At 56.3% G+C, this 14,860-nt stretch carries 13 protein-coding genes; all 13 read left to right on the forward strand.

The genetic code is table 11. The features are described from left to right. Positions 1-84: 84 nt before the first annotated feature. Positions 85-561 carry a helix-turn-helix domain-containing protein gene (locus tag AYT24_RS06920; protein ID WP_164927047.1) on the forward strand — a complete coding sequence of 159 codons (477 nt, stop codon included), beginning with the start codon at positions 85-87 and terminating at the stop codon, positions 559-561. 655 nt (positions 562-1,216) lie between these two features. Continuing rightward, entirely contained in the window at positions 1,217-2,041 is an 825-nt protein-coding gene (nifH, locus tag AYT24_RS06925; protein ID WP_010933198.1) for a nitrogenase iron protein, read from the forward strand. Positions 2,042-2,112: 71 nt separating this feature from the next. Then, on the forward strand, positions 2,113-2,463 hold the full coding sequence (locus tag AYT24_RS06930; RefSeq protein WP_010933199.1) for a P-II family nitrogen regulator: 351 nt from the start codon (positions 2,113-2,115) through the stop codon (positions 2,461-2,463). Continuing rightward, on the forward strand, positions 2,463-2,840 hold the full coding sequence (locus AYT24_RS06935) for a P-II family nitrogen regulator (protein ID WP_010933200.1): 378 nt from the start codon (positions 2,463-2,465) through the stop codon (positions 2,838-2,840). Before AYT24_RS06930 ends, AYT24_RS06935 begins: the two co-directional genes overlap by 1 nt. A 47-nt stretch (positions 2,841-2,887) precedes the next feature. Further along, positions 2,888-4,519, forward strand: a complete 1,632-nt coding sequence (gene nifD / locus AYT24_RS06940) for a nitrogenase molybdenum-iron protein alpha chain (RefSeq protein WP_010933201.1) — start codon at positions 2,888-2,890, stop codon at positions 4,517-4,519. Positions 4,520-4,547: 28 nt separating this feature from the next. Beyond that, complete coding sequence (gene nifK, locus AYT24_RS06945) at positions 4,548-5,927, forward strand: nitrogenase molybdenum-iron protein subunit beta (RefSeq protein ID WP_010933202.1); 1,380 nt, start codon at positions 4,548-4,550, stop codon at positions 5,925-5,927. A 177-nt stretch (positions 5,928-6,104) separates the two neighbouring features. Beyond that, on the forward strand, positions 6,105-7,472 hold the full coding sequence (gene nifE / locus AYT24_RS06950) for a nitrogenase iron-molybdenum cofactor biosynthesis protein NifE (protein WP_010933203.1): 1,368 nt from the start codon (positions 6,105-6,107) through the stop codon (positions 7,470-7,472). Next, positions 7,469-8,836 (forward strand): nitrogenase component 1, encoded by a 1,368-nt coding sequence (locus tag AYT24_RS06955; RefSeq protein ID WP_010933204.1) that lies wholly within the window; start codon positions 7,469-7,471, stop codon positions 8,834-8,836. Before nifE ends, AYT24_RS06955 begins: the two co-directional genes overlap by 4 nt. Positions 8,837-8,869: 33 nt before the next feature. Then, positions 8,870-10,144: a nitrogenase cofactor biosynthesis protein NifB gene (nifB, locus tag AYT24_RS06960; protein WP_010933205.1), complete on the forward strand. Its 1,275-nt coding sequence runs from the start codon at positions 8,870-8,872 to the stop codon at positions 10,142-10,144. Between the two features lie 94 nt (positions 10,145-10,238). Continuing rightward, positions 10,239-10,547 carry a (2Fe-2S) ferredoxin domain-containing protein gene (locus AYT24_RS06965; protein WP_010933206.1) on the forward strand — a complete coding sequence of 103 codons (309 nt, stop codon included), beginning with the start codon at positions 10,239-10,241 and terminating at the stop codon, positions 10,545-10,547. A gap of 204 nt (positions 10,548-10,751) precedes the next feature. Next, entirely contained in the window at positions 10,752-12,980 is a 2,229-nt protein-coding gene (locus AYT24_RS06970) for a TonB-dependent receptor (RefSeq protein WP_010933207.1), read from the forward strand. Positions 12,981-13,113: 133 nt separating this feature from the next. Further along, positions 13,114-13,923: a TOBE domain-containing protein gene (locus tag AYT24_RS06975; protein ID WP_010933208.1), complete on the forward strand. Its 810-nt coding sequence runs from the start codon at positions 13,114-13,116 to the stop codon at positions 13,921-13,923. Between the two features lie 88 nt (positions 13,924-14,011). Beyond that, on the forward strand, positions 14,012-14,758 hold the full coding sequence (gene modA / locus AYT24_RS06980) for a molybdate ABC transporter substrate-binding protein (RefSeq protein ID WP_010933209.1): 747 nt from the start codon (positions 14,012-14,014) through the stop codon (positions 14,756-14,758). Positions 14,759-14,860: the final 102 nt, after the last annotated feature.

Consider the following 14,860-nt stretch of genomic DNA (forward strand, 5'->3'; position numbering starts at 1 on the left):
AAGCTCCTCATCGTTCGATGCTGACAAGAAGCGGCTGGACACCCACCTTGACGTTGCGCCGGGCAGTACCTTTTGTTGCCCGCGATGCGGCCAAAAAGGCATGAAAGCCTATGCACCTCCGAGGCGACGTGGCGTCACCTCAACTTTTTTCAGCACGAGGCCGGTCTGACGGCCAGAGTACCGCGAATCTCCTCTCCTGAGTGCGGTCTTCTCAAGCTGCAATCCGTTCCCCGGGCTTACCGTGACAGCGGTTTTACGCTGTTGTTCGAGGCGATGATTATGCTCATGGCCAGGTCAATGGCGGTTAAGACGATCGCCACGATAGTCGGCGAACACGATACCCGCATCTGGCGTATTGTACATCATTACGTCGATCAGGCCCGCGCCAAAGAAGACTACCCGGCGGTCACGAGCAGCGGTATTGGCAGTTATTTTGTCAATGCGCAACTGAGCTGTGACAAATTTCACGTCATGCAGATCATCAACAATGCCGTCGATGAAGTACGCCGTCAGGAGCAAAAAGAGCGGCCCGAACTGAAAAAAACCGGTATCTCTGGCTGAAAAACCAGCAAAACCTGAAGGTCTGGCAACGCGAGTGGCTCGACGAGTTATCGTTAGTCAAGCAGCCTCTGAAAACCGCGCGAGCCTGCCGGATGTGCGTCTGGCGTTTCAGGACTTTTTAGTCAGCCGCCAGCACTGGTCGGATCGTTTCTGAAAAAGTGGTATGTCCGGGCGGCAAACTCAATTTCGCCCTACCCACTTGAAGCAGCGAGTAACCACATTTATGTAATATCACCAAGAAATCGCCACCAAAACTCCAGAGTCAACTCATGACCTTCGACAGCGTCTCCTGAAAAGCCCTTCAAAGCAGCATCCCGACCCCGACACCACCTTCATCGACACCACTCGACTTTCCTACTATTTTGTAGATAAAGCCACTTTCCTACACAATGGTAAGGTCACTCCATCCCCGTTTTACCTCCCGACATAAAAAACAGAGCCTGAGTTGAGCATAGCCTCAACAAGCTGCCGCATCGATAATTCATTGACTGAAAACAGGTTACCGGATCGACAGAAAAATAATTCAAACAAAATCGATAACCCGCCTCACTCTGGCACAAAAATTGCTCCTTATTCTTTAATTATTCAGGCATAGAAAAATATCGGCCTGAATATTTTCGACAGAAAAGAGTAACAAACAATAAAAAGTACAGCTATGAGAAAAGTCGCAATTTATGGTAAAGGCGGTATCGGCAAATCCACAACCACCCAGAATACGGTTGCCGGTCTTGCAGAAGCAGGCAAAAAAGTGATGGTCGTCGGTTGCGACCCGAAAGCTGACTCCACCCGCCTCCTGCTCGGCGGTCTTCAGCAGAAAACCGTTCTCGACACCCTGCGCGAGGAGGGCGAAGAGGTCGAACTCGAAGACATCATTAAAGAAGGTTACAGAAACACCCGCTGCACCGAGTCCGGCGGTCCTGAGCCTGGCGTCGGCTGCGCTGGCCGCGGCATCATCACCTCGGTCAACCTGCTCGAACAGCTCGGCGCTTACGATGACGAATGGGAACTCGACTACGTGTTCTACGATGTGCTTGGCGACGTGGTGTGCGGCGGTTTCGCCATGCCGATCCGCGACGGTAAAGCCGAAGAGATCTATATCGTCTGCTCTGGCGAAATGATGGCCATGTACGCCGCCAACAACATCTGCAAAGGCATCCTGAAATACGCCGATGCAGGCGGTGTGCGCCTCGGTGGCCTCATCTGCAACAGCCGCAAGGTTGACAACGAGCGTGAGATGATCGAAGAGCTGGCCCGCAGGCTCGGCACCCAGATGATCCATTTCGTACCTCGCGACAACTTCGTTCAGCGCGCCGAGATCAACAGGAAGACCGTGATCGACTTCGATCCGACCCACCCCCAGGCCGACGAATACCGTGCACTGGCCAAAAAGATCGACGAGAACAAGATGTTCGTCATCCCCAAGCCGCTCGAAATCGACGAACTGGAATCGCTCCTGATCGAATTCGGCATCGCCAACTAACAGGCTGGCGATCAATCAAAAAACCGTAATCTCTTGAAATTATAGCATTTAACAAAGAGGAGAACAAACACATGTTAATGATCAGAACCATCGTCAGGCCGGAAAAAGTACACGATGTCATGCAGGGCCTGCTCGACGCCGGTTATCCGGCGGTCACCAAAATCTCGGTTGTTGGCCGAGGCAAGCAGCGCGGTCTGCGCGTCGGCGATGTGGTCTATGACGAACTGCCGAAGGAGATGCTGTTCCTCGTCGTGCCGGACGCCGACAAGGACTTCGTCATCCGCGCCATCATGGACAACGCAAAGACCGGCGACGGCAAGTTCGGTGACGGTAAAATCTTCGTGTCGGCTGTCGAAGAGGTCTACACGATCAGCTCTGGAATGAAGGAAAGCGAGACGCTGCTCGAAGCAAAGGAGGCCTGATGAAAGAGATCATTTCAGTCATACGAATCAACAAGGTGAACGAAACCAAGAAAGCGCTCATCGACGCTGGCATCCCGGCCTTCACGGCGACCGGCCGGGTGATGGGTCGCGGCAAGGGCCAGGTTCACTACGACATCCTCCAGGGCGCCGAAGCAGGCCACCCGGAGGCGATTGCCCAGCTCGGTAACGCGCCGAGGCTCGTTGCCAAGCGAATCCTGACCGTGGTGGTTCCGGATGATCTGGCCCAGACGGCTATCGACACGATCATCAAAACCAACCAGACCGGCAAGCCGGGAGACGGCAAGATTTTCGTGACGCCGATTCTCGACACCATCAGGGTCAGAACCGGAGAAGAGGGCGACGAAGCGCTTAAGTGACGCAGAACAGAAACAATACTTTAAAGGTGTAAAGGGAGAACGTTACCATGGAGGCGAAAGTACTCATACCAGATCCTTCCAAAATCAAGGAGGAACTGATCAATAAATACCCGGCCAAGGTCGCCAAAAAGCGCAGCAAGTCGATCGTGGTCAACGACCCGGAGATCGTTCCTGAGGTGCAGGCCAACGTCCGTACGGTGCCGGGTATCATCACGCAGCGCGGCTGTGCCTACGCAGGCTGCAAGGGCGTGGTTCTTGGTCCGACGCGCGATATCGTAAACATCGTGCACGGCCCGATCGGCTGCAGCTTTTACGCATGGCTGACCCGCCGTAACCAGACAAGACCGGAAACCCCGGAGCATGAAAACTACATCACCTACTGCTTCTCGACCGACATGCAGGAAGAGCACGTGGTGTTCGGTGGCGAAAAGAAACTGAAGGTAGCGATCCAGGAGGCCTATGACCTCTTCCACCCGAAGGCCATCGCGATCTTCTCGACCTGCCCGGTCGGCCTGATCGGTGACGACGTGCACGCCGTAGCGAGAGAGATGAAAGAGAAGCTCGGCGACTGCAACGTCTTCGGCTTCAGCTGCGAAGGCTACCGCGGCGTCAGCCAGTCGGCTGGTCACCACATCGCAAACAACGGCGTGTTCAAGCACATGGTTGGCAACAACAACGAAGTCAAACCCGGCAAGTTCAAGCTGAACCTGCTCGGCGAGTACAACATCGGCGGCGACGCTTTCGAAATCGAGCGCCTGCTCGAGAAATGCGGCATCACACTTGTTGCCTCCTTCAGCGGCAACTCGACGGTTGGCGCCATCGAGAATGCACACACGGCTGACCTCAACGTCATCATGTGTCACCGCTCGATCAACTACATGGGCGACATGATGGAGACCAAGTACGGTATTCCATGGATGAAAGTCAACTTCGTCGGCGCTGAATCGACCGCAAAGTCGCTGCGCAAGATCGCCGAGTACTTCGGTGACGAGGAGCTGAAAGCGAAGGTCGAAGAGGTGATTGCCGAAGAGGTTCCTGCTGTCAAGGCGATCATCGACGAGATTCGTCCGAGAACCGAAGGCAAAACCGCCATGCTGTTCGTCGGCGGCTCGCGCGCTCACCACTACCAGGATCTGTTCTCGGAACTTGGCATGACGACCATCGCCGCCGGTTACGAGTTCGCTCACCGCGATGACTACGAAGGCCGCGAAGTGCTGCCCAAGATCAAGATCGATGCCGACAGCAAAAACATCGAAGAGCTGAAGGTCACGGCCGATCCGGAGCTGTACAACCCGAGAAAGAGCAAAGCCGAACTCGAAGAGCTGAAAGCCAAAGGCCTTGAGATCAACGGCTACGAAGGCATGATGAAACAGATGATGAAAAAGACCCTCGTAGTCGATGACATCAGCCACTACGAGTCCGAAAAGCTCATCGAGATGTACAAACCCGACATCTTCTGCGCCGGTATCAAGGAGAAGTATGTCGTCCAGAAGATGGGTGTGCCGCTCAAGCAGCTCCACAGCTACGACTACGGAGGTCCTTACACCGGCTTCAAGGGCGCGGTGAACTTCTACAAAGACATCGACCGCATGGTCAACAACCCGGTCTGGAAGATGATCAAGGCCCCCTGGGAGAAAAGTGAACCGGAGTCGCTGGAAGCCAGCTACGTCGCATCATAAGATGTAAAATATTAAAGGAGAATAATCGATGTTATTACGTCATACCACAAAAGAAGTCAAAGAGCGCGAGGGGCTGACGATCAATCCGGCGAAAACCTGCCAGCCGATCGGCGCCATGTATGCCGCCCTCGGCATACACGGCTGCCTGCCCCACAGCCACGGCTCACAGGGCTGCTGCGCCTACCACCGCAGCACCTTGACCCGCCACTACAAGGAGCCGGTGATGGCCGCCACCAGCTCGTTCACCGAAGGCGCTTCGGTGTTCGGCGGCCAGGCCAACCTGCTTTCGGCCATCGAGACCATCTTTACGGTTTACGATCCGGAAGTGATCGCGGTGCACTCGACCTGCCTGTCCGAAACCATCGGAGACGACTTGCAGCAGATCACCAAGAAGGCCAGCGATGACGGCAAGATTCCTGAAGGCAAGTACGTCATCTACGCCAGCACCCCGAGCTACGTGGGTTCGCACATCACCGGTTACGCCAACATGGTGACCAGCATGACCGAGCAGTTCGCTGTCTCGACTGGCGAGAAGAAAGACCAGGTCAACGTCATCGCGGGCTGGATGGAACCGTCTGACATGCGCGAAATCAAGTCGCTGGCCTCGCGCCTTGGTGTCAAGATCGTGCTCTTCCCAGACACCTCCGACGTGCTCGACGCGCCGCAGACCGGCAAGCACGAGTTCTATCCGAAAGGCGGCATCACCATCAATGAGCTGAAAAGCGCCGGTGACAGCAAATGCTCGCTCGCGGTCGGCTGCATCAGCGCCGAACCGGCAGCAATCGCACTCGAAAAGAAGTGCAAGGTGCCCTTCGAAACCGTTGACATGCCGATCGGCCTGTCGGCAACCGACCGTTTCATCATGGCTCTCAGCAAAGCTGGCAGCGTGAAGGTACCGGATGAAATCACTGCCGAGCGTGGCCGTCTGGTAGACGTCATGGTCGACATGGAGCAGTACTTCTACGGCAAGAAGGTGGCGCTGTTCGGCGACCCCGACCAGCTCATCCCGCTCACCGAGTTCCTGCTCGATCTGGGCATGATACCGGCACATATCGTCAGCGGCACGCCGGGCCTGAGGTTCGAAAAACGCATGAAGGAGATCCTCGAACGGGCTCCGGGCGCGAACTTCCGCAACGGCCCGCAGGCAGACATGTTCCTGATGCACCAGTGGATCAAGAACGAGCCGGTTGACCTGCTCATCGGCAACACCTACGGCAAGTACATCGCACGTGACGAAGATATCCCGTTCGTGCGCTTCGGCTTCCCGATTCTCGACCGTATCGGCCACAGCTACTTCCCGAACGTCGGGTACAGCGGCTCGCTCAGGCTGGTCGAGAAAATCCTCGGCGTGCTCATGGATCGTCAGGATCGCACGTCGCTGGAAGAGAAGTTCGAGCTGGTTATGTGACGGCCTGCCGGAGCCGGTTCGCGATCCAGAGGCTCGCCCGGACGGTGAAATCCAGAACACTGTCCGGCTTGTCCGCGAACCGCTCACGACGACAACGTATCAGACAAGTTGACTGAAAGCTTGACAACCGTCCGCCTTCGATAACGGAAGGCGGGCGACAATGAAGGGGAAAAAGTAATGGATACGCAGAAAATCAGCCTGCTCGAGGGCAGGGAAAAACAGGTCTATGAAAAGACCGCGGGTGGCGTAGAAGTGGACATCGCCTGCGACAAGACCAGCCTCTCCGGCTCGGTCAGCCAGCGTGCCTGTGTGTTCTGCGGTTCACGTGTCGTGCTCTATCCGGTAGCCGACGCCATTCACATCGTACACGGCCCGATCGGTTGCGCCGCCTACACCTGGGACATCCGGGGAGCGGTTTCGTCGGGACCTGAACTGCACCGGCTCAGCTTTTCGACCGACCTCCAGGAGATGGACGTCATCTACGGCGGCGAAAAGAAGCTCTACAAATCACTGATCGAACTGATCGACCAGTACCAGCCCAACGCGGCATTTATCTATTCGACCTGCATCATCGGCCTGATTGGGGACGACATCGATGCGGTTTGCAAAAAAGTGGCCAAAGAGAAAGGAATCCCGGTCTTGCCGGTGCATTCCGAAGGTTTCAAGGGCACCAAGAAGGATGGCTACAAAGCCGCCTGCATGGCCCTCATGAAGCTGATCGGCCAGGGATCGACCGAGGGGATCAGCAAATACAGCATCAACATTCTCGGCGAATTCAACCTCGCCGGGGAAGCCTGGATCATCCGGGAATATTATGAAAAGATGGGCATCGAGGTGGTCGCCACCATGACCGGCGACGGACGCATCGACGACATCCGCCGCTCGCACGGCGCGTCGCTCAACGTGGTGCAGTGCTCCGGCTCGATGACCACCCTCGCCAAGGAGATGGAAGAGAAGTACGGCATCCCCTACATCCGCGTCTCCTACTTCGGCTTCGAGGATATGTCCAAATCGCTCTACGACGTAGCCCAGCACTTCCCCGAAAGGCCCGACATTATGGAGAAAGCCAAGGAGATCGTGCGCGACGAAATCAGGAAATACTACCCCGAGATGCAGAAGTTCAAGGCCGCGTTGGCCGGCAAGAAAGCTGCAATCTATGTCGGCGGAGCCTTCAAGACCTTCTCGCTCATCAAGGCGCTGCGCACCATCGGCATGTCGGTCGTGCTCGCCGGCTCGCAGACCGGCAACAAGCAGGATTACAAGAACCTGAAAGAGATGTGCGACGAAGGCACGGTGATCGTGGACGACTCCAACCCGGTCGAACTCTCCAAGTTCGTGCTTGAAAAGGAGGCCGACCTTTTGATCGGCGGCGTCAAGGAGCGCCCGATCGCCTTCAAGCTCGGCGTCGGCTTCTGCGACCACAACCACGAGCGCAAGATTCCGCTCGCCGGATTCATCGGCATGTACTATTTCGCCAAGGAGGTTTACGAATCGGTGATGAGCCCCGTGTGGCAGTTCGCCCCGAGAAAAGGAGGTGCAAAATGACGACCAACGCTTCGGCCATGACGGCCAAAACGGCCACGCAGAACGCCTGCAAGCTCTGCACTCCGCTCGGCGCGTGCCTGGCTTTCAGGGGCATCGAATCGTGTGTACCGTTCCTGCACGGCTCGCAGGGTTGCGCCACCTACATCCGCCGCTACCTCATCAGCCACTACAAGGAGCCGATCGACATCGCCTCCTCGAACTTCAACGAAGAGACGGCGGTCTTCGGCGGCAGCCACAACCTGCAGCTCGGCCTCAAGAACGTCACGCAGCAGTACAAGCCACAGGTGATCGGCATCGCCACCACCTGTCTGTCGGAGACCATCGGTGACGACGTGCCGATGATTCTGAAGGATTACAAGGCGATCATGAACGACCCCAACCTGCCGACCATGATCTTCGCCTCGACGCCGAGTTACAGCGGCAGCCACATCGACGGCTTCCACACCGCCGTGCGCTCCGCCGTAAAAACTTTTGCCGTCGGCGGGGCGAAAAAGAACCTGCTCAACCTCTTTTCGGGAATGATTTCACCGGCGGATATCCGCTACCTGAAGGAGATTCTGAAAGAGTTCGGCATGCCGTTCATGCTGCTGCCCGACTACTCGCAGACGCTTGACGGCGGTCCGTGGGGCGAGTACCACCGCATTCCGCCAGGCGGCACGCCGACGAGCGCTATCGCCGACAGCGGCAGCGCTGCAGCAAGCATCGAGTTCGGCTCGACGCTCGAAGCAAAGAAGTCTGCGGCTGGCTACCTCGAAGCAGAGTTTGGCGTTCCACGCCACCAGCTCCCGTTGCCGATCGGCATCAAGGCAACCGACCGTTTCTTCGCACTGCTCGAAGAGCTGACCGAAAAACCGATGCCTGAAAAATACGAAGACGAGCGCCGCCGCCTCGTTGACGCCTACGCCGATGGCCACAAATACATCTTCGGCAGAAAGGCGATGCTCTACGGCGAGGAAGACCTGGTCATCTCGATGGCCGCTTTCCTGCGAGAAATCGGCGTCGTGCCAGTGCTCTGCGCCTCGGGGGGCAAGAGCGGCCAGATGAAGCAGCGGATGCTTGAGCTGATTCCCGACATGGATGAGCAGGGCATCGAAGCGTGCGAGGGCGTGGACTTCGTGGACATCGAGCACGAAGCGGAGCGGCTCAAGCCGGATATGCTCATCGGCAACAGCAAGGGCTTCACGATGTCAAAAAAGCACGAGCTGCCGCTCATCAGAATCGGCTTCCCGATTCACGACCGCTTCGGCGGCCAGCGCCTGCACCACCTCGGCTATCGCGGTACGCAGGAGCTGTTCGACCGCATCGTCAACACCGTCATCGAAGAACGCCAGAAATCGTCGCCGATCGGCTACACCTATATGTAATGAAGAATCAATCATGACCTGAAGGGAGGCATCATGACACTCAATATCAAGAACCATCCGTGCTTCAACGACTCGTCGAGACACACCTACGGAAGAATACACCTGCCGGTCGCACCGAAGTGCAACATCCAGTGCAACTACTGCAACCGGAAGTTCGACTGCATGAACGAAAACCGACCCGGCATCACCAGCAAGGTGCTTTCGCCCAGGCAGGCGCTCTACTACCTCGACAACGCCCTGAAACTCTCGCCGAATATCTCGGTGGTGGGCATCGCAGGCCCTGGCGACCCGTTCGCCAACCCGGAGGAGACGATGGAGACCCTGCGGCTCGTGCGTGAAAAGTACCCGGAGATGCTGCTCTGCGTCGCCACCAATGGCCTCGACATGCTGCCCTATATCGAGGAGCTTGCCGAGTTGCAGGTCAGCCACGTGACGCTGACAATCAACGCCATCGATCCGGAGATCGGTCAGGAGATCTACGCCTGGGTGCGCTACCAGAAGAAAATGTACCGCGATCGCCAGGCCGCCGAGCTTTTGCTCGAAAACCAGCTCGCCGCTCTGCAGAAGCTCAAGAGGTATGGCGTAACGGCCAAGGTCAACTCGATCATCATCCCCGGCGTCAACGACCAGCACGTGATTGAGGTGGCCCGTCAGGTCGCCTCGATGGGTGCGGACATTCTGAACGCGCTGCCTTACTACAACACGACGGAAACCGTGTTCGAGAACATTCCCGAACCTGATCCGATGATGGTCAGGAAGATTCAGGAGGAGGCCGGAAAGCTCCTGCCGCAGATGAAGCACTGCGCCCGCTGCCGCGCCGACGCGGTCGGCATCATCGGCGAAATCAACAGCGACGAAATGATGGCGAAGCTCGCCGAAGCAGCGCTGATGCCGAAAAATCCCGACGAGCACCGCCCCTACATCGCCGTGGCGAGCCTCGAAGGCGTGCTCATCAACCAGCATCTCGGCGAAGCCGACCGCTTTCTGGTCTACGCGCTCGACGAGGAGAAGAAAAGCTGCACACTGGTCGATTCACGCCAGGCCCCGCCTCCCGGCGGAGGCAAGTTGCGCTGGGAAGCGCTCGCCGCGAAGCTCTCCGACTGCCGCGCTGTCTTGGTCAACAGCGCTGGCGATTCGCCGCAATCGGTTCTCAAAGCCAGTGGCATCGACGTCATGTCGATCGAAGGGGTGATCGAAGAGGCCGTGTATGGCGTTTTCACCGGCCAGAACCTGAAACACCTGATGAAAAGCAGCCAGATCCACGCATGCAAAACAAGCTGCGGCGGCGACGGCAACGGCTGCGACTAAGTGATGATGAACTGTAAGGGCGATTCGCGAACCGCCCTTACTCAAACGATTCTTTGACCTATTAGCTTTACACAACCACCATCAAACAACTATCATGGACAAACCGAAACATCACATTTTTGTCTGCGCGAGCTTCAGGGCACAGGGTGCGCCACAGGGGATGTGCCACAAGAAAGAGTCGCTCAACCTCATTCCCTACCTCGAAAGCGAGCTTGCCGACCGCGGCATGAGCGATGTTGCTGTCTCGGCCACGGCCTGCCTGAACTTGTGTGAAAAAGGGCCAGTGCTGGTCGTCTATCCCGAAAATTTCTGGTACGGCGAAATCGACAGCGAAGACAAGGTCGATGAAATTCTCGATGCGCTCGAAGAGGGCCAAGCCTGCGAGGATCACATCATCAATTAAGAACTTCCTTTCCCTTCAGGAAGCCGGGGGATCTGCCATGTGTTAACTGGAAACACACAGCATCCCCCATTATTTTTGCCATTCGTTATTACTTTTATTACCTATCGAATACCATGGAACCAAAAGAGAAAAAACGGCTTGTTTTTTGCATTCCGTTATAACAAAACCTACCAAACGATTCATGTGTAAACCGGAATACTAATCATGAAAAAAACATCTCTTATCGTCCTGTTAACCATGCTCTCCGCTACGGCAAAGGCAGAGGAAGACCCGGAATTGCTTGCCCTCCACACCTGGACGGCACCAGAAATCACGGTCTCCGGCAAAAAGGGCGACCTGCTGCAAAACGTTACCGGCAAGGAATCCGCCGTACTCAACCCGTCGCAAATGTCGGTTTATAAAGTCATCAACATGATGCCCTCGATCAGCCAGCAGAGCGTCGATCCCTACGGGCTGGCCGACATCGTCAACTACCACGAGTCGTTCCGCTTCCGTGGCGTCGAAGCGACCGCTGGCGGCGCTCCCGGCACAACGGCCAACGTCGAAGGGCTGCCGGTCACCGGACGTCCGGGCGGCGGAGCGACGATTTACGACCTCGAAAACTTCGAGAACATCGCAGTCTATAGCGGCGTCATGCCAGCGAACATCGGCCTCGGCATCGGTGACGTAGGCGGCAAGATCGACATGGAGATCAAGCGCCCCGAAGAAAAATTTGGCGTCACCTTCAAGCAGAGCCGGGGAAGCGACAACTTCAGCCGCACCTACCTGCGCATCGACACCGGTGATCTCGGCGGCGGCCTGAAAGCGTTCGCATCCGGCTCGACGAGCTATGCCGAAAAGTGGAAGGGTTACGGCGCGAGCAACCGCAACAACCTGATGTTCGGCATGACCGAACAGTTCAGCGACAAGGTGAAACTCGAAGCGTTCGCCACGTACAGCAAAGGCAACATCCACCCGTACAAAGCGCTGAGTTACGCTGAAATCCGGAATCTCGACAGCGCTTACGAAACCGATTACGGCAACAATCCGGCGAAATACGACTACTACGGCTACAACAAAAACGAGTTCGAGGACTGGATGGTGATGGCCAACCTCGAAGTGAAAACCGGCGAAGAGTCAAAGCTGAACGTGAAGCCCTACTACTGGAGCGACAAGGGGTACTACATGGAGACCATCACGCTCAAAGACTCAAACAACAATCCGTACAACCGCATCCGCCGCTGGGACATCGACCACGACCTGAAGGGCATCCTCGCCGAATACAATACGAAGCTCGGCAAGGTCGATCTCGACTTCGGCTACCTCTACCATACGCAGGAGCGCCCCGGCCCGCCGACCTCGTGGAAAAACTACTCACTGAACGGCAATTCGCTTCAATTCAGCAATTGGGCGATCCTGTCGAACAGCTCAAGCCACGAGCTGCACGAGCCGTTTATCGAGGCAAAATACCGCACCGGCGGCTGGCTGCTCGAAGGCGGCGTAAAGTACGTCAACTACACCCTGCCATCGATTCTCACCTACAACACAACCGGCATCGGTGACGTCAGTTATGACGACGCGCTCGCCACCGATCCGGCCATCATCGCGGCCAAAAGCGCCGAATCGACGAAGACTTTCAGCCGTCTCTTTCCCGACGTGACGATCACCCGAAGCATTGGAGACAATTCGTCGGTGCACCTGGCCTACGGCGAAAACTACGTCACCCATGTAGATATTTACCCGTACTTCATCTCGCAGTATGCCACATTTTCAGCTCACCACATCACCTTCCAGCAACTCTGGGACGAACGGAAGATGGAGATTTCCCGCAACATTGAGCTTGGCCTGAAGATGAACGGCAGCGGCTGGAGCATCGCACCGACCATCTATTACGCCATGCACAACAACAAGCAGGCCGTACTTTACGACCCCGATCTCGGCATCTCCTACCCGATGAACAACGCCAACGCGAAAGGGTACGGCTTCGAGCTCGAAGCGGAGTACAAACCCTCCCGTGCCCTGAAGTGCTACGGTTCGTTCTCGTGGAACCGCTTCTACTTCGATCAGGATATTCGCTCGGACGCACCCGGCAACCCGATCCTGGCAATCAAAGGCAACCAGGTACCCGACGCCCCAGAATTCATGGCCAAAGGGATCGTCAGTTACACCATCGGCGAGTTCACGATTTCGCCAATCGTCCGCTACTCCTCGGCGCGTTACGGCGACGTGCAGCACCAGCAGAAAGTCGATGGCGCAACGCTCTTCGACCTCGACCTCACCTGGAGCAAGGCAATGCTCGGCTTCAGGAACGTTGATTGCTCGCTCTCGTTCATCAATCTGTTCGACAAAAAATATGTGAGCCTGATCAGTACGTCAGATTACAAAACCCTGAACAGCTCGTACCAGCCCGGCGCCCCCTTCACGGTGGTCGCCTCGATCGCGCTGCACTACTGAGCCGCGTTTCCCGCCCGAATATGTTCTCCTGTTCTTTCTCCGTTACACCCTCCCGGCGGCTGGTTCCCGCCGGGATTTATTCATCCGGTGTTCTATATTGCCGTATGAATAACAATGCAACAGGAAAATTCGCGTGAGCAAAACAAAAAACCCCATCGGCATCGAAGGCTCGATCTGGTTCCAGAAATCGCAGAGCCGCTTCCTCGGCGGAGACCGGATCGCCCTGCTTGAAAAGATCGACGAACTCGGTTCAATCAACAGCGCGGCCAAAGCGGTCGGCATCAGCTACAAAACCGCCTGGCATCTGGTGAACATGATGAACAACCTCTCAGAAAAACCTCTGGTTGACCGCATGACCGGCGGCAAGGGCGGCGGCGGCACCGTGCTTACCCGTGAAGGGCGGCAGGTGATCGAAAAGTACCGCATCGTGCAGGAGGAGCACCGCAAGTTCGTCGAAAACCTCGAAGAGCGGCTCGGCGACACCGGCAATCTTTACCAGTTCCTACGCCGGATTTCGATGCGGATCAGCGCGCGCAACACCTTCTCCGGCGTCATCACAGAACTCACGCGGGACGCAGTCAACGCCGAAATCATCATCACGCTGAACGGCGGCCAACAGATCGTTTCGACCATCACCAATGGCGCGATCGATAACCTCGGTCTGAAAAAGGGAATGAGCGCTTACGCCATCGTCAAATCGAGCTCGGTCATGGTGGGCCGCGACCTGCAAGACAAAAAGCTGAGCGCGAGGAACATCATCTGCGGCACCGTGCAACGGGTAATCGAAGACTCTGTCAACAGCGAAATCGACATCGAAATCGGCGGCGGCAACAGCATTTCCGCCATCATCACCGAAACCAGCACCAGCAGGCTCAACCTCAAAGAGGGCGAACAAGCCTGCGCAATTTTCAAAGCTTCGGACGTGATTATCGGCGTGAACTGATAAGCAAAGCACCGACTGCACGCCCACGTCAATCAGAGTCAGGCCCATCGCTATAACTAAAAACACATAACGCAATCCGCCGACAACCATGTTCAAACACCTCAGAACTCTGTTTTTCGCCTTTCTGCTTGCCCTGACCACCCCCCAAGCCTTTGCTGGAGAAATCCGGCTTTCCGCCGGAGCGGGCATGAAAGAGGTGCTCGACGTGCTGTCAGGAAATTTCGCGAAAGCCCATCCCGGCACCACGTTCATCAAAAACTACGCGGCGGCGGGCGCACTCGCGATGCAGATAGAAAATGGCGCTCCGGCGGATGTCTATATCTCGGCGGATTCGAAATGGGTAGAGTACCTCATGGCAAAAAAGCTGCTCGCCCCGGCATGGATTTCGCCTTTCGCCTGGAACGAGATCGTGGTGGTTGGCAATCCGGCACTGAAGGTCTCGTCGATGAACGACCTGACCAAACTCGGCAAAATCGCGATGGGAAACCCGAACAGCGCGCCCGCAGGAGAGATGGCGATGGAGGCGATCAGATCCGCAGGCCTCGAAAATCCGCTGACCGGAAAGCTGGTCATGACGCGCGATATGCCGCAAACCATGATGTACGCTGAAACCGGCACGGTCGACGCCGCCTTCGTTCACCTGACCGAAGCGCTGACGGCCAAAAAAGCAAAAATCCTCTTCACCGTGCCGCACAGGCTTTACACAAGAACACCATTCACCATGGCGCTAACCTCAACCGGAGCCGCCAACAGCGAAGCAAAATTGTTTTTCAATTATTTGAGGAGTACCAAAGCGAAGAGAATTCTGGAGAGGTACGGATATCTGATGAAATAGCAAGAATATAGAGGAGTCCCTTCGCAAAGATCTTGTTTTCTGATCAATTGACAAGGGCAGCCACAAAGCGCTGCCCATATCTATCTCACATTATTTTCATCA

Origin of the sequence: Chlorobaculum tepidum TLS (assembly GCF_000006985.1) — a bacterium.
Classification (GTDB): Bacteria; Bacteroidota; Chlorobiia; order Chlorobiales; family Chlorobiaceae; genus Chlorobaculum; species Chlorobaculum tepidum.